The 19339-nt window shown below is 54.5% G+C and carries 16 protein-coding genes and 1 pseudogene; 8 read left to right on the top strand and 9 right to left on the bottom strand.

The genetic code is table 11. The features are described from left to right. The first annotated feature begins 465 nt into the window (after nt 1-465). On the top strand, nt 466-1782 hold the full coding sequence (locus ACT2BZ_RS15690; RefSeq protein WP_457936063.1) for a Mur ligase family protein: 1317 nt from the start codon (nt 466-468) through the stop codon (nt 1780-1782). 171 nt (nt 1783-1953) lie between these two features. Then, nucleotides 1954-2433, top strand: a pseudogene (locus ACT2BZ_RS15685) (glycosyltransferase family 25 protein); the annotation flags it as partial. Nucleotides 2434-2463: 30 nt separating this feature from the next. Here ACT2BZ_RS15685 and ACT2BZ_RS15680 read toward each other — a convergent pair. Further along, the gene (locus ACT2BZ_RS15680; protein WP_457941454.1) at nt 2464-2781 is read right to left on the bottom strand and encodes a hypothetical protein; all 318 of its coding nucleotides are present in this window, start codon (nt 2779-2781) and stop codon (nt 2464-2466) included. Nucleotides 2782-2998: 217 nt separating this feature from the next. Here ACT2BZ_RS15680 and ACT2BZ_RS15675 point away from each other — a divergent pair, with 217 nt between their 5' ends. Beyond that, nucleotides 2999-4144: a hypothetical protein gene (locus tag ACT2BZ_RS15675; protein ID WP_457936062.1), complete on the top strand. Its 1146-nt coding sequence runs from the start codon at nt 2999-3001 to the stop codon at nt 4142-4144. A gap of 81 nt (nt 4145-4225) precedes the next feature. Continuing rightward, the gene (locus ACT2BZ_RS15670) at nt 4226-5299 is read left to right on the top strand and encodes a GNAT family N-acetyltransferase (RefSeq protein WP_457936061.1); all 1074 of its coding nucleotides are present in this window, start codon (nt 4226-4228) and stop codon (nt 5297-5299) included. Here ACT2BZ_RS15670 and ACT2BZ_RS15665 read toward each other — a convergent pair. Continuing rightward, nucleotides 5289-6446 (bottom strand): hypothetical protein, encoded by a 1158-nt coding sequence (locus ACT2BZ_RS15665; protein WP_457936060.1) that lies wholly within the window; start codon nt 6444-6446, stop codon nt 5289-5291. The genes ACT2BZ_RS15670 and ACT2BZ_RS15665 overlap by 11 nt on opposite strands. Before the next feature lie 307 nt (nt 6447-6753). Here ACT2BZ_RS15665 and ACT2BZ_RS15660 point away from each other — a divergent pair, with 307 nt between their 5' ends. Next, nucleotides 6754-8025, top strand: coding sequence for a Mur ligase family protein (locus ACT2BZ_RS15660; protein ID WP_457936059.1), 1272 nt, complete (start codon nt 6754-6756; stop codon nt 8023-8025). On the opposite strand, the gene ACT2BZ_RS15655 is transcribed toward ACT2BZ_RS15660, so the two are convergent. Continuing rightward, nucleotides 7984-8670 (bottom strand): formyltransferase family protein, encoded by a 687-nt coding sequence (locus ACT2BZ_RS15655; RefSeq protein ID WP_457936058.1) that lies wholly within the window; start codon nt 8668-8670, stop codon nt 7984-7986. The two genes, ACT2BZ_RS15660 and ACT2BZ_RS15655, sit on opposite strands and share 42 nt — an antisense overlap. Before the next feature lie 279 nt (nt 8671-8949). Between ACT2BZ_RS15655 and ACT2BZ_RS15650 the strand changes: the two genes are divergently transcribed. The 3 genes from ACT2BZ_RS15650 (at nt 8950) to ACT2BZ_RS15640 (ending at nt 12469) form a co-directional block, all read left to right on the top strand. Next, complete coding sequence (locus ACT2BZ_RS15650) at nt 8950-10014, top strand: polysaccharide pyruvyl transferase family protein (protein ID WP_457936057.1); 1065 nt, start codon at nt 8950-8952, stop codon at nt 10012-10014. Next, the gene (locus tag ACT2BZ_RS15645) at nt 10004-11083 is read left to right on the top strand and encodes a hypothetical protein (RefSeq protein ID WP_457936056.1); all 1080 of its coding nucleotides are present in this window, start codon (nt 10004-10006) and stop codon (nt 11081-11083) included. The genes ACT2BZ_RS15650 and ACT2BZ_RS15645 overlap by 11 nt, the downstream gene beginning before the upstream one ends. 195 nt (nt 11084-11278) lie before the next feature. Next, a complete protein-coding gene (locus tag ACT2BZ_RS15640; RefSeq protein ID WP_457936055.1) occupies nt 11279-12469 on the top strand; it encodes a hypothetical protein in 1191 nt (396 codons plus the stop codon). A 275-nt stretch (nt 12470-12744) separates the two neighbouring features. Here the strand turns inward: ACT2BZ_RS15640 and ACT2BZ_RS15635 are convergent, their stop codons facing one another. From ACT2BZ_RS15635 to ACT2BZ_RS15610, 6 genes are all read right to left on the bottom strand, one after another. Beyond that, nucleotides 12745-13884, bottom strand: a complete 1140-nt coding sequence (locus tag ACT2BZ_RS15635; RefSeq protein WP_457936054.1) for a hypothetical protein — start codon at nt 13882-13884, stop codon at nt 12745-12747. Between the two features lie 105 nt (nt 13885-13989). Continuing rightward, nucleotides 13990-15825 (bottom strand): carbamoyltransferase family protein, encoded by a 1836-nt coding sequence (locus tag ACT2BZ_RS15630; protein ID WP_457936053.1) that lies wholly within the window; start codon nt 15823-15825, stop codon nt 13990-13992. A 1-nt stretch (nt 15826) separates the two neighbouring features. Beyond that, a complete protein-coding gene (locus tag ACT2BZ_RS15625; RefSeq protein ID WP_457936052.1) occupies nt 15827-15979 on the bottom strand; it encodes a DUF5989 family protein in 153 nt (50 codons plus the stop codon). Between the two features lie 8 nt (nt 15980-15987). Then, nucleotides 15988-16386 carry an SxtJ family membrane protein gene (locus ACT2BZ_RS15620; RefSeq protein WP_457936051.1) on the bottom strand — a complete coding sequence of 133 codons (399 nt, stop codon included), beginning with the start codon at nt 16384-16386 and terminating at the stop codon, nt 15988-15990. A 355-nt stretch (nt 16387-16741) separates the two neighbouring features. Beyond that, entirely contained in the window at nt 16742-18322 is a 1581-nt protein-coding gene (locus tag ACT2BZ_RS15615) for a hypothetical protein (protein WP_457936050.1), read from the bottom strand. A gap of 7 nt (nt 18323-18329) precedes the next feature. After that, the gene (locus ACT2BZ_RS15610; protein ID WP_457936049.1) at nt 18330-19181 is read right to left on the bottom strand and encodes a glycosyltransferase family 2 protein; all 852 of its coding nucleotides are present in this window, start codon (nt 19179-19181) and stop codon (nt 18330-18332) included. Between the last annotated feature and the right edge of the window lie 158 nt (nt 19182-19339).

Raw genomic sequence — 19339 nt, 5'->3', positions numbered from 1 at the left:
GCTGCATGTCCACCAGCATCTGCAAATGTCGGTGACTTGTCCGAGAAGCGGACGTCCGCAGGATCGTCGGGCCGCGCCGCCATGACGTCGCATGGCGAGCATCTGGCGCCGGGGAAGGCTCAATGCTCCGCGCAGGATGGACCAAATGACCCCGAGCGAGCCGTTCAGTCCGTAGGCCTGACGGTATAGCTCGGCATACATGCCCATGATCGAATTGATCGGCGCCGGCTCCAGAGCCCTGTAGTCGCGGATAAGGCAGGGACTTCCGCTTCTTGGCATATCCAGGAGTTTTGAGCCCGAAGCGAAACCAAGCTGGCTGGCTCTATTTCTCTCAATCGCCGACACACACACGTCTCCGGTCAATGATTGCATTCGTATGGTTCGATCGGTCAAGCGGCGAGCTAGGCCAATCCGAAACGGAGTACTAGACTGCTCGTCATGTAAACGAAGAACGCCTGTCCAGAGATGATAATCAATCGAAATTTTCGTGGCTACTTCTCGCTCGGCAAGGGCGGGTCGTTGCGAACCCGCACAAGGCCATTGCGACGATGGCTCGGACTTTACATTCAAAGATTGCGAGCGCACCCAGCCCGGCTGACAAGCAATGCGCGCTTCATTGGCATTTCCGGAAGTTCTGGAAAGTCCACAACCACTGCGCTGTTGTCGCGCATCTTGGAGACGCAAGGAGCGATCGAGACGCAGATCTACAACAACACCGAGAAATCAATCTCCCGTAGAATTCGCGATATCAGCCCGTTAGCCAAGTTTTGCGTTGTCGAGGCGGGGATCAGCGCAAAGGGTGACATGGATGGGATCGCCAAGATCGTCCAGCCTGATGTCGCAATAATGACGCTCATAGCGCTTGAGCATTATTCGGCCTTCAAAACCAAGCAGGCCGTCTCTTATGAAAAAGGAAAGCTGGTGCAGGCACTTCGCCCTGGTGGCTTCGCTGTCCTCAATGCGGACGACGAGCACGTCATGGCAATGGCCAAGCGCACGGGAGAGCGGGTAGTTACGTTTGGACGGAAGCCGGGTGCGGACTATCGGGTCACGTGCGTCAGCTCGCGATATCCCGAGCCGCTGCGAATGCGGATAGTTTGGAAAGGGAATTCGACAGATGTCTCCGTACCGTTGATTGGCGAGCATTTCTGGGTGTCCGTGGCGGCCGCGTTCGCCACCGCGGTGGAACTGAAGGTCGACATCGATACGATCGTCCGGCGCATTGCCGAGCAAAGGCCGTTGCCATACCGCTGCGAACCGGTCGCTACTGTCGGGGGGCCTTTATTCATCGTCGACACCGCAAAGGCACCTTGGCACAGCCTATCCCTCGCGCTGAATGTCTTGGAGGCAACTTCAGCGCCACGAAAGCGCATCGTTCTGGGGCATATTTCCGACATGTCGGACTCAAACCGCAAGTACCGCGACGCCTACCGCAAAGCCCGGGATGTGTGCGATCAGGTCATCTTTGTCGGAGAGCATGCACACCGGTCGAAAGCGAGCAAGGAGGACAGGGCAAGCGGGCGGTTCGTCGAAAAAACGCGGGTGGTGGATGCATGGAACTATGTCCGCAAGACCGCCGTAGAGAACGAAATCATTCTCCTCAAGAGCTCGCCTGGACTTCATCTCGAACGCATTGCGATCGCGTGGGACAGAGACGTTCGATGTTGGTCCGATAATTGCGGTTACATCGGGGACTGTCTATCCTGCGGCTTGTTTGAAAAACCATTCTCTGAGCACGAGGGCATTCGACCTAGACAGAGGACCGCGCATAAGCGGCGGTGAGTTGACGAAAAATCCACGGTCCGCTTAGAACCGGGTGGTGGCGATTGAAGAAGTTTCCGTCGTCCGTGGTGGATTGGAGAAGGTAGGTACACCCGCCTTCCGATAGGCTGGAAGCAAGAGTATTGCAGTCCGGCGATCCACGAACGGTCCATCTGGTAAGTTGGAAATCATTTGAACGAGCTAAACTGGCCATTATATCTTATCAACCTCGACCGTTCCCCGGAGCGTCTGCGATGCGCACGGGAAGAATTCGCTAGAGAGAACATGTCTTTCTGTCGGGTCCGTGCAATCGACGGACAATCGTTGTCCGATCGGAAGCTCGCAACTGAACAGGCGAACGCCAAGGGCCCGATCTTCAAGCGAAAGATCGGGCCCTCCGAAACCGCATGCTACCTTTCTCATCGGAAGGTATGGGAACAAATCTGCGAGGGTGCTGCTGCCGCTGCCTTCGTATTCGAGGATGACGTCCAACTGGTTCCTGGGGCCGGTCATTTAATGGGCATGATCTCGCAACAAGAGCCAAACTGGGATATATTGCGCTTGCACTCTGGACGGTCCAGACGTCTTCGCCACAAGGAGCCCATTGCAAGCGGATTCCTAACCGGAGTCCCGAGCAAGCCGCCGGCAATGACTATCGGTTATGCGCTGACAAAACCTGCGGCGCGACACTTGCTTGCGACTTCATCGATCATCAGTCGGCCAATTGACATGGATCTCAAGCTTTGGTGGAAAAATGGTCTCTGTACGCGGGTCGTCGCGCCTGCGATTTGCGCACCGAGGCAAGATTCCGTCTCTACGAGCAGTATCGAACAGGATCGCCAATTGCTGCGCCAGCAGAATGGTTTTTGGAGGTTCATACTCAACCTGCGATATCAGCTCGCATACAATGCACTCCTGTTTATTCACCGAAGAGATCAGCCAGTCAAACGGCAGTTTTATTGATCCGTAGAGGACGCGTGGGTTCATCATTTTGACCTCTGACGTCACCTGCGTGCTCATTTCGATATTCCACCCGCGCTGCTGATCAACAACTGCGTGCGGTCTCAATCTTAGAGCCCCGGCTTCACTGGTCGTTTGGGAGAAGCCTGACACTAGGGTCGCTCAAGGTTCCAAGACCTATACCCGCTTTCCAAGATATGGCATCACCAATACCCAAATCATTCCAGGCAGGCCTTGTTCGTTGACCACATCTAACTGGATACAGACCACGAGAAGCATGCCACCGCTCGTTATGGCCTTCGATCCGAACATCGATGACGCGGCGAGAGCCGTAGTCACCTTCGGTTTCGGGTCCGAAAGGCATGAACGGGTCTACTTCGATTCCAACGGTCCAGCATTGCGGAAAACCGGAGATGCATTGCTGTGTCTTGGTCTTGCGCCAGCAATGGAATTGGGAACCGATCTAGTTGTTCGGGGTGGGGTTAGCAGCGAATTGCTCGATAATACCAATTCGATCCAGTCAATCCTATGCAGGTGGTATCCCGGATACCGCAAGATTAACATCTACGCCGATCCCGTTGAACAAGCATATCCTGACAATCGGGGCTCAGGGCTTTTCTATTCCGGAGGGGTCGATTCGTCTTATGCGCTGAACGAACTCAGCGCCAAGCTGGATGCAATCGTCACCGTGGTTGGAGCCGATGTCGACCCCTCTGAGTTCGATCGAGTTGCTCGCATGACCGCATCTGCCAAGGCCGTCTCGACACATTACGGGCTTGAAGCAATCATCGTAACCACAGACACTCGTCGGGTTTCAGACCGGTTGGTCGGATGGGTTCAATATCACGGTGCCTTTCTGGCGGCCGTTCGTCACATGCTCGCAGATCGATTAGACACGCAGTATATTGCCTCGTCCGGCTCCGAAACGGCTCGAACGATACCCTGGGGATCGCAACCGTTGCTTGATCCGCTTTATGGTACGCAAGGAGCTAGGGTCGAGCACCATGTTCTCCTGGATCGTTTCTCGAAACTGTCGAAGATTTCCCGTATCCCTCACCTGATGGAGCACTTGCGGGTTTGCCCCCGCTCAGACCCGAACTGTGGCATCTGCAAGAAGTGCACCTTCATGCTGCATGGGCTTGACGCGCTCAATGCTTTCGACGCCGCCCCCACCTTTCCTAGGGAAATGCTGGGAGCTTCCAGGTTAGTCGCGATAGATGATGACAACGACTACCTTGTCGAAGCGCGTCGTGCAGTCCAGATTTGCGACCCACATGGGCTGACAGCCGCTGCGATCGACAGAGCATTGCGGACATACGCCATCCGACAAAGCATTCAGGGGATCTTTCCCTCGTCCGAGTGGCACCGCAAGTTCAAACGTCTCAAGCGCCAATGGCGATTCCGACGGGCAGCGACATCATGAGCCTTATGCGTCAGCAGCCTCTGTTTCTATCTTCAGTACGGCCCGAGAGACAGGCTATTACGAAACTCAATAGACTTGAGCATGCAACCTGACGCGTCGCACAGGCCTGGCAAGGATGACAACGCCATAACTCTGGAAGTCGTCTCCAACGATGCCAGATTGCAAGCCTTGAGACTTGAATGGGACGGCCTCGTCGCAAAATGTGATGATGCGGCCTTTTTCAGTAGCTATCCGTTCGTTATGCAATCCTGGATCCGCCGTCGCACGGAGCGAGGACTTCGCCTAAATATTGTCACGATGCGGCAAGGCAACACCCTAGTAGCGGCAGTGCCGCTAATTCGGCAACGGGATTGGTTCGGCACATCCGTTTTGAAGTGGTTAGATTCCGGAACACCGCTCTATGATGGCATTCTAATCGATCCCGGAATTGATTTCGCGATCATCGAAGAGCAATTTAGGAACTATCTCGACAGTGTGCGACTTGTAAGGAAGCTCAAGGTCGACCTGATACCATACGACACCCCGGCACACCGCCTTTTGTCCTCCTTCGGAGGTGACCGGCAACAATATGCGACAATCGCGATTGCTTCGCTTGCCGGGTTCCGCGATTGGCAAGAATACTTTTCAAAAAGGTCTTCCAACACAAGACAGGCGTATCGGCGTCTGATGAGACGGCTCGAGGAACAGGGTCCTGTAAGCTTTGAACACATCACGGATTCCATGGAGCTGGAGTCTGCAATCGGTTGGATTTTTGAGAGAAAGCGTGCCTGGGTCTTGGCACGCTACGGGAAGCCAAACTGGCTAAGCGCTAGGGCAACCGAGGCCTATTTTCAGGCGACCGCAGCGGATTTGTCGTCTACCGGCAATGCATTTGTAGCCCGACTATCATGCGGCGACACCTGCATATCGGCTATGCTTGGATACAAAGGAAAAAACACCGTCTATCTATCCAAGATGGCTTACGACCCCAACTGGAAGAAATTCTCGCCAGGTTGGCTGCTGACCATCGAAGCAACTCGGTTGGCCATGTCCCTCGGAGCCGACAAGCTGGACCTTATGACCGGAGCCGAAGAATGGAAGGACCGACTAGCGGACGAGTTTGTTAAAGTGCACAAGTATCGATTGCGGCTTCCTTTGCTGGGGCTCAAGATTTAGCTTGTCGATCTATCGGCTTCACTGAGGTGGCTGCTGTCACGACAGAATGCTCTAGTCCGTTCCATTGGCCATATTGCTCGGGCCATAGCTTAAGGTGCTGTGCCAAGCAATCCCTCACATGCAGTGCCATCTGGGCCATCGCTCGGTAGTCCTTCAAACTTTTTGCGCGCTCGTTGCCTGCAATGACATCTGGTGGAATCGCAACCAAATGCATCTCATATGCCTCAAAGGGCTCAGTCTCGATAACTGATGCGCAGAATAGTGGAACCCGGCGTTTTACCGCGAATGATAGCGGCGTCGTCGCCATGCTGACTACCCCTGTCTGCCCAAGAGGCAATTCGATGAAAACGGATCCGGCAAAGGCGTTGTTGGTCATCGAGATGATCGCACCGGACTCGAGTTTCGAGGCGATTCTTCGGGTTACCGACTTGCCCTGATCCCTTTCGAATACAAGCCTGTCGCGCAAGTAACGGTTCTCTGCCCAAACAGCCAACTTGTTGAAGGTTGTCCTGCCGAACTCGGAAACCGAGTAGCCGTGGACGCTCGCACTGACGCGACACGAGGATAAGCCAGCAGCGGCGAGCGCCTGGCCAGTGAGCGTGTGATAGACAAATGGGTTAGACCAGACGATTACACCCTGACCGGCTGCCGCGGCCTCGCGTAGCGCGTCAGCCCCGTAGACCTGGAAAACTGGTGCCTTTCGATATGGGATGAATTCGCGAGCCATGCCGATCCTGCGTCGTATCGAGTGGTCGCGATAGGTCCGAAAAATTGTTTCGACATCACTGGGAGAAATCGCCCCAAGTACAGCCCGGGCGCCCGAGCTAAACCTGCCAAAGTTCTTTTTCTCGTAGTGGCCCTGGCGGAGCGAGGATACAAGTCTGGAGTATCGGATCCAAACTTGGGGGGGCAGGGTTGCCACCGTTGCGAAAGCTCCAGCGAGGACGATTAGTTCGCGTATATCGCCTTCGGTTATCTGGCGCTTACGCCCAGTGACCAACTCGGTGCGCCGATAAAAGGTCACAAATTCTTCTTGAGCCGTGAGCCGAAGTCGTTCGATCACGTCGATATCAAAGTACTTTACAGCGTGGTTTGTACTCATCGGATTTTCAGTACGTTCGGTGAAAATAAGTGGTGTCCAAATCACAATTCACGTCCGCCGCGCAGCGTCGGAAATCGGCCCTTCGGTTTTCAGCTAAATGCTACGCAACGCATTGCTTCTCTATCGAGGGACACGCGTATCGCAGCAAAGAATGGCCAACTGGCGGCATGCGATGCGCAACATCGCCACAATGCAGCTATAGGTTCTTGAGCGAGGGCGTGCCACTGTCATTATTGTCGTATAGTAGCCATCAGGTCGCGGTCAGCGATCCGCGCGGGCTGGAGTGGAGATGCTAGTCCGGCGGGTTCAGACCGGGTGGTCAGCAAAGCCAACTTTGACGGGATTTGAATTGATGGTCGATTATCCCCCGTTCCAGGTGATCTCGACGACAGCTCGCTTCCTTCGCCGAAACTGGCAGCTCCCACTTGGCCGGCTGCGACGACGCATAGCACGCTTCGACAACGTCGTCGCTGTTACCGGAAGCGCTGGCAAATCATGCACGACCCGTTTGATCGGAGAAATACTGCAAACGCGCGCGACGGTTCATGTGCGTTGGGGCCTCAACACATTCGACTCTACGGTACGAGGGTTGGCTAAGTCGAAGGTCCACGCACGGTATTGGGTACAAGAAGTGAGTGGGCATTCGGCTAAGGACCTCAAGAAATCTGTAGATTTTATCCGTCCAGATATTGCGGTCGTCACGAATGTACAGTTCGACCATATTTCGGAACACCGAAGTCTCGACGTCACCTCTAAGTCCAAGGGCCAGCTGGTCGAGGCACTGTCCGAGAGTGGCACTGCAATCCTCAATGCAGACGATCCACGCGTCATGGCTATGGCGACGCAATGCCATGGTCGAGTAACCACCTTCGGCAAATCAGAATCCGCCGACATAAGGGTTCTGGAACACACTGATGGACTGCCCAAGCGACTTACATTTCGGGTCACTGACGGCCATACGCAGTCAGTTGTCGAGACCGGCTATATCGGCTCGAGATGGGTGCCAAATTTTCTTGCTGCCATAGCTGTTGGCAAGGCGATGGGATTCTCGCTGGAGCAATGCGCCGACGCCCTTAAGGGCGCCAAGCCGGAAACCTACAAGGATTCCATCCACGAGAAGGACGGAGTGACGATCGTTCTCGACACTGCCAAGAGCCCATATTGGACCATTCCGGGCAGTCTGGATATTGTCCGAAAGGCAAATTACCCGCGCAAGATCATGATCTTCGGGACAATCTCGGATTACCGAGGATCCGCCGGTTCGAAATATCGCGACGCCGCACGGAGAGCACTGGCAATTGCTGACATCGTGATTTTCTATGGGCGACAATGCGAACGCCCTGCTAAACTGAAGCCTGAATATGGAGAGCGACTTCAGTTTTTTTCAAATTACTCGAAATTGGACCATTTCTTGCGTGTGAACCTTCGTGAGGGCGACTTAGTCTATGCCAAGTCGTCGGACGCCGACTATCTTGAGCGGGTTCTGCTCGGTCGCTATCGGCAGGAAATCTGTAAACGTGACGATTGCACGAAGGTGAAACGTTGCGAGAAGTGCAGATCGCTCTACCCCGGTCGAATACCATTATTCGACCGAGGCCTTCGGAAGGAGATTAGTCAGTCTTGAGGCGAGGATTTTCAGCGCCGGATGTCCAACGGTACGGTGATAAATCCCTTTCCTGACCAGCCTTATCCGGGCATCCAGTATATCCGTCTCGATACTGAATCGTCCAACGATTGGTGATTCTCCGCTCGGTTTGCCGAGCACCGCGCCCAGCTGGGTAACGAAGTAGACATCTCTAAGTCCCGGATAGTCGGGGCGGAAAGGGAAAACAAAACCTGGCGCACGGGCAAACATCGACTTCACGGTCGAAAGCGGCTTGTCGACACTCAAAGAAAATTCGTTCCTGGCGGCGCGGCGATAATTGCCTGCGGCCGGATCCTGTGCTGCAGCTTCAAGCTCTCCATCGAGATAGCGCATTACGTCAGCCTGTATCATAGCACCTGCCGCGCGAGCCGCCGCATAGTCCCATTCGACGTAACCGCCGCTGTCCGACCAAGACAGCCGTCTTTGAGAGATGATAGGTCCCTCGTCGATTCCTTCTGAAAGCGCGTGAATGGTAACCCCACCATATTCCTCCGCCTTTCCATCCAGCATCATCGCAGAACGGGCGACCGGCCCTTTGTAGTGAGGCAACATCGTGGGGTGGACATTAATGGCGCGCCCGCCAAAATGAGCCAGAACATCCTTTGGGACGATCAGACCCGTCATCGCTGTTATCAGCGTGTCGGCACCAGTCTCCCGTACGCAATCTATGAGGCCCGGCATTGCTCTCAAACTGTTGATGGGTGATACAGGAATCCGGTTTCGTCGAATATTCAGACCAATTGGCCGGACACCCGCGGCATAGGCGCATAGGAGACTTTCCGTACGTGTCCGTAGTTGGTCGGGGTCCTGGGTCCATACAGCGACTATGCGGTGTCCAGCCCTGAGCCAGGCATCCACGACGTGGTCTGAGACCAGGGAGGACGACGTCAGCACAAGCGCGTTATGTTGAGATTTGTTAAGCATCGACCTGTTTGCGTAGGATGGCTGTCAGCGGCGCGGCAGACCGAGACAATGGGTGTAAATCACTCCGCTATGTTTCGCGGGCAGCTCCCGAGACGGATCAGACTATTGGACACATTCTCCCAAATAATCAGTTACGCAATCGGGCCCTACCTAAGACCGGAACCCTATGCGCTCATAGATTACCCCAACTACCTCAATCCTGGCGACTGTGCGATATGGCTCGGGACCCGAAAGTTTCTGGAAGAAGCGCATGGAGCCCCGCCCGCTTACGTATCCAGCTTGCGCAACTTCAATAGGGATCAGTGTCTGAAACAGGTCAGGAACGGTACTGTGTACTTCAAGGGCGGCGGGAACATTGGGGCGATCTATTCCAAACATGACGTGATGCGCTCAAAAATCTTGGCTTCGCTTGCGGATCAGAGAACCATCATCCTGCCGCAAAGCCTTGCAGACCACCCCTCTGATTATGAAACGGGCACGTTAGGCTTCCTTCGACATAGTCCCCATACGGTAATATTCGCTCGCGATACATTTAGCAAAAAAGCGATCGAGGAACGTATCGGTCGATCTGTCCCTTTGTGTCCGGATCTGTGTCACGTGCTTCGCTTCAACTCAGCCAAGATCGGGACGGATACTGGACTTCTCCTGAGGCGCGATCCCGAGGTAAGGATATTTGCCAACGCTGCGCTTGAAACGACGCGCAGATCCTGGGATTGGGACGACATCGCGATGTTGCGGGTCTGGAACAAGTTGGGAAAACTCCCAGTGACAATTCCAAACGGATTTGGTCGGTCAGCTATCCAGGATTATGTGGCAGAAGCCAAGGTTTCAGCAGCGTTGGCGCGGCTGTCAAAATACAGAACTTTGATTACGGACCGCCTCCACGGCGTGATCCTGTCACAGTCAATCGGTCGGAGAGTCTTGGCGCTCGACAACGCTACCGGAAAAGTTTTGGCTTACAAGCGGACTTGGGACAATCTGCTCAATGGCGTGTCAATCGCTTCCAATCTCGATGACGCCCTCCGACAGGCAGATGAAACCTGACCGCACCAAGAGAGAAGGCAAAGAGATCGACATCGATAGAGAGTTTCGTTTGATGTGGCTGCGAGAGCAGGGCGAGTTGATCGGCCTGTCTCAGGCAAGTCATGCTTTTGCCCTTATCGCTAGTTCAGCGCAGCACGAAAGACGACGCCCGGTATTCTGGTTTCCGGACTACTTTTGCAATGATGCTCTGCAATCCTTGAGGGATACTGGTGCGGAACTGGTTTTCTATCCCATCACGCAACAGTTCAATCCTGATTGGGCTTCGTGCGAGAGTCTGAGCCGGCGGATGCCACCGGACTTTTTCGTCATTGTCCATTTCTTCGGACAATATGGTGAAGTCGAAGCGGCGAAGCATTTTTGTGAGCGTTTCAGAGCCAGGCTCGTCGAGGACGCAACCCATGTATTCTTTCCTGCGCATGAGGTCGGGCTAAGGAGCGACTTTGTACTTTACAGCCCACGCAAGTTTTTTGACGTCCAACGAGCAGGGATACTCATTTGCCGTAATGGGCAGGAAGGCACGCGGATCGCCAAAGAATTCGCATCAAAGGGGTCACCAGAAAATGATCTGCTCCGAAATCAATTGAAAACAATGGAACGTCTTTTCAAGCGGCACATTTTGAGACGAAGGCCTAAGGCGCAGGCGGTTACGCCTAGACGCATCAGGACAGTGCTCCCCTCGACGCCCTTGGACCCAGGCTTCCACATGAGCCGCTACGCGCGTCAACGTATTGCGTATGCTGTCCGATCGGGGATCAGCAATTTGATCGCGGAAGAACTTCGCAATTTTGAAATGCTGGTACGCGGGTACTTGGAACTGGGAACAGCAGCAATTCCAACCACGGACGGACTGGTGTCGTGTTGGGTTGGGCTTTCCTGCGACAATGAAATTGTAGCGCAGTCCGCCATGGATCGCTTGCGCTCCATCAATATCCACACAGCTCCATGGCCCAACGAGTTGCCGCCCGAGGTTATCTCCCAACCCGCCCACGAGGTGGCACTTCGGTTGCGGAATAGAACCTTGGTTGCAAATCGTCGAAGGTCTTGTCTTGGTGCCGAGTTGACGTCGTAATCAAGTCGTCAATCCTTGGCGTAAGAGGCTCGGTCTGATCGCACCGGCAGGCATCACATAGCGATGACTGCATTAGCAAGAGAATGCACAAATTGCGGGTGGACCGAATTGAAGACACTCGGAGAGATTTACGGCACCGGTACGTTTCTGACTTCGAGGAGATATTATCCGACAGGTCATCCACTTCGGGAGCGTTTGGCCGCCTCCGAGTTTGCTGCCGGAGCGCTGCTCACCTGTGCGGGCAGAATGCCTTTGCTGGCTCATCAGTCTGTTTTGTCACCGTGCGGGATGGCGGCCATGCAGGATGCTGGATTGGTCATCGCCCCAAATGTCGAAGAATACGGCGACGAGGCCAGCTATGCTGCAGCCGTCCGAAGGCGTGCTGCAACAGGTGAAACGCCGGCACACTACTATCCCAATCCACCAGGCATACTCTCTGATTTGAGCCCGTTGGTTGACGACAAAATATTGCGGGAGCTCAACAACAAGGGAGCTTTCGCACGACATATCGATCCCTCAATGATGCCGTCGCGCCGTATTGTTGAAAATCCGAGTGAGGATGAAATTGCGAACTTACCCTTCCCGATCGTCGTCAAGGCTGCGACCGATGAGCCAAATGGCGCTGGTCAGCAAGTTCTAGTCTGTGAAAATGAACGGCATATCAAGCGGGCTGCATCGCGGTTCAGCGGAACTCCTTATCTCGTCCTGGAAGACTATGTGGATGCCCAGGAAAACTGGGCCGTTCAATGTGCCATCATGCCAGACGGGAGCGTTGAGATCGAAGGCGGCACACTGCAGATCACGTCGAGAAGCGGTATTTATGCGGGGAACCTTTTCGATATGGCCAAGAAGGTGCCGTCACGCGCTCTAGCAGTAGCGAGAGCGGCTGCGGAGGCTGGTGCGAAGGCGGGCTACCGCGGCATCTGCGGGTTCGATATTTTGGTGACCCGGGCTGAGGAGGCTTTCTTGGTTGACCCGAATTTTCGGCCTACGTGGAGCACCCCGTTTCTGTTTCACTGCCAAAGCCTACTGGTTTCGAGGGGGATGAGATGCGCACGCTTTGTGAACTGTGCAATGCCGCAGAGGCTCGACAAATTCCTTTCGTTCTGTCGCCCAGGCTTCGAAGCGGGTTGGCTCTTGCCGGTAGCAACATATGATCCGGAGTTCGGAAACATTTCTGGCGAGGATTCTCGTATGCTGGTGATGATACTTGGTGGGGACCGATTGGAGATCGAAACGCTCGAGAAGAAGTTGCGTCGCATGGGCGCCGAGTTCACAAGTTTGAGTGACGCCCGCCTCAACGCACCACTCCCCAAGCTGCTCAACAAACTAAGCCGCCGTTTTTGGCGGAGAGCGAGTGCCAGCATCTCTCGGTCAGGCCGATAGGCCTTCTTTAGTCAAGATGGCTGCTGAAACGAGACACCCGAACTGCCAACAGCAGAGTCGAGGACGACTGCTATTGGTGCAAGATCCGAGGTGATGAATGCGATAACGCGCCTCATCCAGAGTTTAGTCGATAGTAGACCCGTGTCGCGCAGAGACTATGTCGGCCACTGACAGTGGGACTCTCCGTGCTGAGGATAAAGCCGAAAGGGTCGCCGCGCCGATTTAAGCCGGTGCCGCAAAGGTGAGAAGTGTTTTCGGAGCAATTGTTCCGCTCCTCAATCCCCTAACGCCCTCGTTACCGGATTTCGAATGGCCGCTGCCACAGTTCTGGCGACCTGTTTGTAGCCAAGTTTGTTGAAATGCACCCAGTCTCGCGGGCCATGGATGATCTTTGTTGAACCGAGTTCCCTTACCGGGTCGGTCGTGTCCACGAACTCGAATCCTTCCGAATCCAACATTGATTCTAGTCGCTCACGGATAAATTTACTGTTCGACGTATTCTTGTGCTCATCCATGGGTGGACCTTCCCCGTAAACAGTGCGCTGCGGTCTGATAGGCCCGGTCCAGCCATAACTCGTGACGATGGAAGGAAGATAAACAACAGTGAGCTTGGCTTGCGGGAATGACGAACGTAGTACGTTCAAACTTTGAACGGTCAATCTCAAGCCTAGATTAATCGCTTCTCTAGAGTGAGCTGCCGCAGCCGCCTGAGGATTTACAGGAAATGAAAACCTCGATCCATCGGAAAGAACTATAACGTTGTAGCCATGTTCGGACCCATGCCGATTTACTCGGTGCGACGGGAACAAATCCCCAATTGCCTCTTTGTAGGCCCCCTTCAGCAGATCAAAGACCGGGATATGCGCTCTGAACACCCGCCATGGGTCAATGCCCGATGTCTCTGCTGCCACGAATTGTTCGAGTGTCACATCACGTTGGCTATTGGCCATGTGACGGAGATTGTTGTCGATGTCGTTTCCCTCGTAGAAGAACAATAGCACTTGCAAAGGCTGATCGATCGATGGGAACAAAGGCGATTGCGCAAACATTCGATGGCAGAAACGAACCTCGTTGACACCGTTAATTGTACCGTAGCCACCGCGAGCAAAATTGACGAATCTCGCGTCAGTCAACCTGGCCAGCTTTCTTACGATTCCGTAATCTTCGTCATCTTCAAGAAATTCGTCCCCCAGGCCGGCACCGTATGAATCGCCGGCAACATAAATAACCTCGCCATCATTTTCCGAGTTATCCGAGTAAAATGTCTGATAGCATTTATCCAAGTGACGAACAAAACTTCGTGGAAAACTCCCGCTCTGTAGTATTTCTTTTGAATATAGAATAAATACGGTATTGCATATCGTTAATAAAACAAGCGTGTTCAGGAAAATGATCGCAGTATTGATCCAGACCACCCTCAAACTCGCCTTCGTGAGGAGCCTCGTCCCGATTTTCATCGGCCGTTTGCCCCCTGATGCGAATGAGAACCGAACAACGACGACGTACGGCGATCCTGCGGCCTAGTCCAGCTCATAGGCTGCCTTGTAGTCTGTCGCGAAATCCGCATTCTGCCGATCCTTCCTCACTATCGAATTACCGACGACGAGCATTTCAATTTCAGTTCCCATCAGACAGCGGTAGGCATCCTCCGGCGTGCAAACGATCGGTTCGCCGCGGACATTGAACGATGTATTGACCACTACCGGGCAACCGGTCAGTGCTTTGAACCGATTGATCAGCGCGTAATAGCGGGGATTGGTTTCTTCGTGCACGGTCTGTATGCGGGCGGAAAAGTCCACATGAGTAACGGCGGGGATTTCGGACCGCGGCACATTGAGCTTATCGAGTCCGAACAGCCCGTCATAATTCTCGTCCATAGCAATTCGCTTGTCGGAAACGACGTCGGCGACCAGAAGCATGTAGGGGCTATCTACGTCAATTTCGAACCAATCAGAAAGATCTTCACGCAGAACGCTCGGGGCAAAGGGCCGGAACGATTCCCGGTATTTGACCTTGAGATTAAGTTGCTTCTGCACTGTCGCTGAACGCGGATCGGCGATGATCGAGCGATTGCCCAGCGCGCGCGGCCCGAATTCCATCCGCCCCTGAAACCAGCCGATTGCAGATCCCTGCTCGAGAGCGCGGGCCGTGATCTCGATGACTTCGTCATCGGAAACCGTCTCAAACACCGCGCCCGTTGCTGAAAGCCTCGCCTCAATATCGGCCTGCGCGAAAGAAGGTCCGAGATACGCACCATTCATCGCATCGCCGCTGGTAGGATTTCTCGGCCCGTCGAGCATCATGTGCCAAGCACCGAGCGCCGCGCCAAGCGCCCCGCCAGCGTCGCCGGCGGCGGGCTGGATCCAGATTTCCTCGAAGCACCCATCGCGCAAAAGCTTGCCGTTGGCGACGCAATTGAGGGCCACGCCCCCAGCCATGCAAAGTCGCCTCCCACCGGTCTCCTTGGCAATGGCTCGTCCGAGACTCAGTATGACATCCTCGCACACGGCCTGGACGGATGCGGCAAGGTCCATTTCCTTTTGCGTCAGCAGCGCCTCGGACTTGCGGGGCGGTCCGCCAAAGAGCGTATCGAAGCGGGAGTTGGTCATGGTCAGACCGGTGCAATAGTCGAAATAATCCATGTTGAGGTGGAATGAACCGTCGTCTTTGACGTCAATCAGCTCATCACGGATCAGCTTGAGATATTTCGGCTCGCCATAGGGCGCTAGGCCCATAACCTTATACTCGCCAGAATTGACCTTGAATCCGGTGTAGTAGGTCATGGCGGAATAAAGCAGACCGAGCGAATGGGGAAAATGGATCTCCTTGTGAAGAGCCAGCTTGTTGCCGTCACCCAAACCAAGTGTTGTCGTGGCCCACTCGCCAACCCCATCCATAGTCAGGACGGCCGCACTGTCGAATGGAGAGGGATAAAAGGCGGATGCCGCATGGCTGACGTGATGTTCCGAAAACAGCAACTTCGCAGGATCCACATTGAGCCCGTCGAATGTCTCCGACAGATGGTCCTGAATTAGCTTTTTCTGAAACAGCTTGTCCTTGACCCATATCGGCAGCGATGCAGTGAAACTCTTGAAGCCCCGGGGTGCAAAGGCGAGATAGGTTTCGAGAATGCGCTCGAACTTCTGGAACGGCTTGTCATAGAAAACGAAATAGTCGATCTCACCGGCAGTAACCCCGCCTTCGGCGAGACAGTAACGGATCGCATTCGCCGGAAAGGTGGCGTCGTTCTTGATGCGCGTAAACCGCTCTTCCTGTGCGGCAGCGATGACCGCACCGTCAACCACCAGGCAAGCGGCCGAGTCGTGGTATAGAGCCGAGATGCCCAGAATACGCATCTCAGAAGAGCGCATAAATGAACGGCGCGATGACGGAGTTCTGCGCAAGAATTAGGAGAGATCCAAGCAGCACCATCACCGTGATGATCGGAACAAGCCAAAGCTTCTTGCGATGGGAAAGAAACCGGCCCATTTCTTTGATGAAGTCGATCACAATGATCCTCAGAACTGGTTCTTGAATGTATCGCCCGCAGGGCCCGGCGGCTCTCTGACAATCCAGTAGGAGTTCGCGCCGGGGCGCCTGAGGCGCAGTTCGTCCCGACCAAAGAGCCTGGTTACGACTGCGACCGGCGTGATTACCAGAAAGAACAGAGAGCCTAGCACAATCGGTCCAACGATCTTGCCGAGCAGCAGCCCGAACTTCATCCAGGCCGCCGTTAGCGGTGACAGGCTGTTAGGAGCAATGATCGCAATTCCAACGAAGACGAAAGCAAGGAGCGACACCGGCGCGATCGTCGCCACAGACCATTCCAGAAAATGACCACGCAATGCGACTAGGGCCAGGACGCCACCAATCAGGGCGCCGAACTTACGGTTGGATGGCAGAGCCGTTGTTTTCAACTTCGCGGTCCGAACCGGAGCTTCGATACAGCAGATTCTGCACCAATGTCCTGCAAATCAATAGACAATGATGCGCCAAGCTGAAACCGATGCACCTCATAACCTACGCTGACAAAGCACACTCGAAGCATTGTCAAGCGGCGAGCTAGCGACCTGAGGTAGCCAGTGAAAGCGACGCCTGTCAATCGCTCGTAAACCCGTGAGCTCGCGAAGCGCCGAGGACTCCAAAGTCTAGTTGGCAAGACGCTTGCTGTGCCCGCAATCGCGTTTTCCAAAGCCCTCAGACATGAGTCGCTCGCTACACGGGACTTGCGAGCTCAATCGGCCCCATTAGCGCGCCTGCCTCGCGCGTCGTTCATGAGAGCAGACTGGACCCCGACAAGGCAAGGTCGCGACTGTTCTGATAGCCCAACATTTCTACCAGTGTCGGCACGAAATCAAAGGTGCTACGTACTCCGTAATGGCCAGCAGGAAGTGAAGACCGGTGGAAAGCAGCAAATCCATACCCGCCGGTATGTCCTCCGGTTCGACGATAGGGAATGGGCCCAATCTCGCCGATATCCGGATGTCGAAAACCGGTACAAATTCCGCGCCATTCTATTCTGATGTCACATTGGCTGTCGTGCGCATTGTGTGGGTCGTCAGCGACAGGACGCGATATATCAGAAACCACAGGGTCTCCAGTCGCCAAGTCTCTTAGTTCTCGGAGCAAGATCTCCATTCTATCGAGTTCGCGCTCGTAGCCACTGAGTGTCACCATCCCGTTTCTTTCGCGACCAGCCAAATTAATTCGGACCCTACCGTCATAAAAAGAAGGTAATGCGAATGCAGCCATCCTCGGCCAGAACCGCTGATAACGAGTAGCGGGCATCCAGTCCAACGGCATCTCTATATCTGCAATACTGGTTGCGGATGGCCTGCTCTCCCAGATCCGCCTGATCTTTGCAATTTTGCTGCGCAGCCCCTTTGAGGGCGGGGGGCCTACAAAAGGGAGAACGCTTTGTGACCAGTCGTTGGGGGCTAAGAGGTTCAGACTATTGTTCCCGCCAGCTTTTGGTATGGGACGAAGATGCGATCTCAAAAAGTTGTGGCGATACAATAGTTCCGGCAAAAGCGCCATTGAGGCGAGGTCGCCTTTATTCGGGCCCATTCCGTGCGGTGAAAACAGCGAAAAAATGGCGTCTGGAAACCTTCCTGCCAAGCGCGCAAGCGTACTATCGACCTCAATGTAAAGATCTCTGATGCCTTGCCTCGCTGGTTCGGCCGAAGGCGCATTGTGAAGTGGATGGCTGCTATCCCAGCCGTGCCATAAGGCTTCAAGACCCGAATGGAACTCGCTAAAGACGATCAGCGCCAATTCCCAATCCGGTAGCCGCTTTGTGGTCAGCCATTCAGCAATCTTTCCGCGCAACCGTGCAGCCTCAACCAAACGTGACGCCATTTCCGCGGTACGTTCCTTGCTCGGCCAAACAAAGCCATAAATAAAATCCTTAGCGGGATACGGTCCGAATTTCCTCGCAATTTCAGCCTCTAGATCATGGGGGCAACTGTGCGCAAAAATGCCCGGGTCATGTGCTCCCCAGTTCGCGATGCCAACAACGTTATCGCTGGCTAACTCGTGATACGGCACGTCAAACGCGAGGACGCGCGTGTCTAACGCTGCAGTGAACGGTGCTTGGCGAGTCGCTTGTTGTGCAATGGAATAGGTGTCGCGGTCGAAACTCACAGAACTCCAGCGCTGATAATTATCTGGTGCACGTCCGGTGCTAAAGTGTTCCCAGGCAAGTCCCGTGTAGCGCGCATCCCCATGGTCAAGATCGAAGCAGGCAGCCTGTTCGGAAATTTGGGAAAAGAATGGGAGCAGCCCCTCTCCCATCATGTCTTGAGCAATGCTCGGTTCAAAACCGTCCAGGCCGATTGCAATCACTTTTTTCATTCTAGGCCTAATCATTTGAACGATCGATAGACGTTGCGGAAAGCCGCCCACGTTCCAGCATCAATTCGCGGAATAGCACGAGCCAAACTGTTCTGCGCCTCATTCCCCGGTAGAACCAGTATCGGAGACGCATTTTCGCACGTTTAGCGAATGGAAATTGAGCGTCCTTTTTGGAATAGTGCTCCAACTGCATCTGCAAAGCGCCTGCACTGATCCAGTATTTCCGTACATAGTCCATATTCTGGCGACCCGTATCGATCCAATGATCAACCCGTGCGTCCGGTAGCCACAATCCCCTGCTCCCAGCTAGGGACATCAAACTGAAGAACCGAACCTCTTCTCCCCCATCGAGATTCCCATTGCCCCTACGCCCGAAGTTCTCATCAAATCGCTGGCCGCAAATCGCCTTGCGCCGGATGGCAAAGTTCGCGCCGAAGGGAGTTTCAAACGCGGATGGATCGAGCGGCCGCGGATCTGGGCCCAACCACAACTGCGAGAACGTAGTAGGCAGTATGCGCGCGACGTCCTCAATGATTGGTCTTGGCTTGCCCTCAAGGCGAGCGAGCACAGCGCCCGCAAAAAAGTCAAAGGCAGGATACTGTTCTAGGGCAAGACAATACACGGATAAGAGGTTGCAGTGAACGGTCGCGTCGTCGTCTATGAAGACGACCGCATCAGAATTGATCTCAGATAGCCCCCGGTTGCGTGCGCGTGACAACCCTGGGTGGCGTTCCTCCAGCACCGTAATTGGCAGTCGATCTTTGAAATCACGTGCGCCATCAGCACTTGGATCGGAACAACCGCTGGTTACAACTATCACCGTGAAGCGGCAACCGGGGGGCACCGTCATCCGGGCCATTGACTCCAATAGTCGGACCAATTGCTGGCATCTGTTATGCGTCGCTACGACGAATGAGATACTTACATTGGATGAACGCACTAGCTTCACAGACTCCAAGCTTTCGCGATGTGTCGCTCCTACACTCGCACTTGACTCGCTCGATGTCGCAGCGACCA

It is taken from the genome of Mesorhizobium sp. 10J20-29, assembly GCF_054130485.1.
The sequence above is the reverse complement of the archived record's forward strand: the minus strand, read 5'-3'. Positions and strand labels throughout refer to the sequence as shown.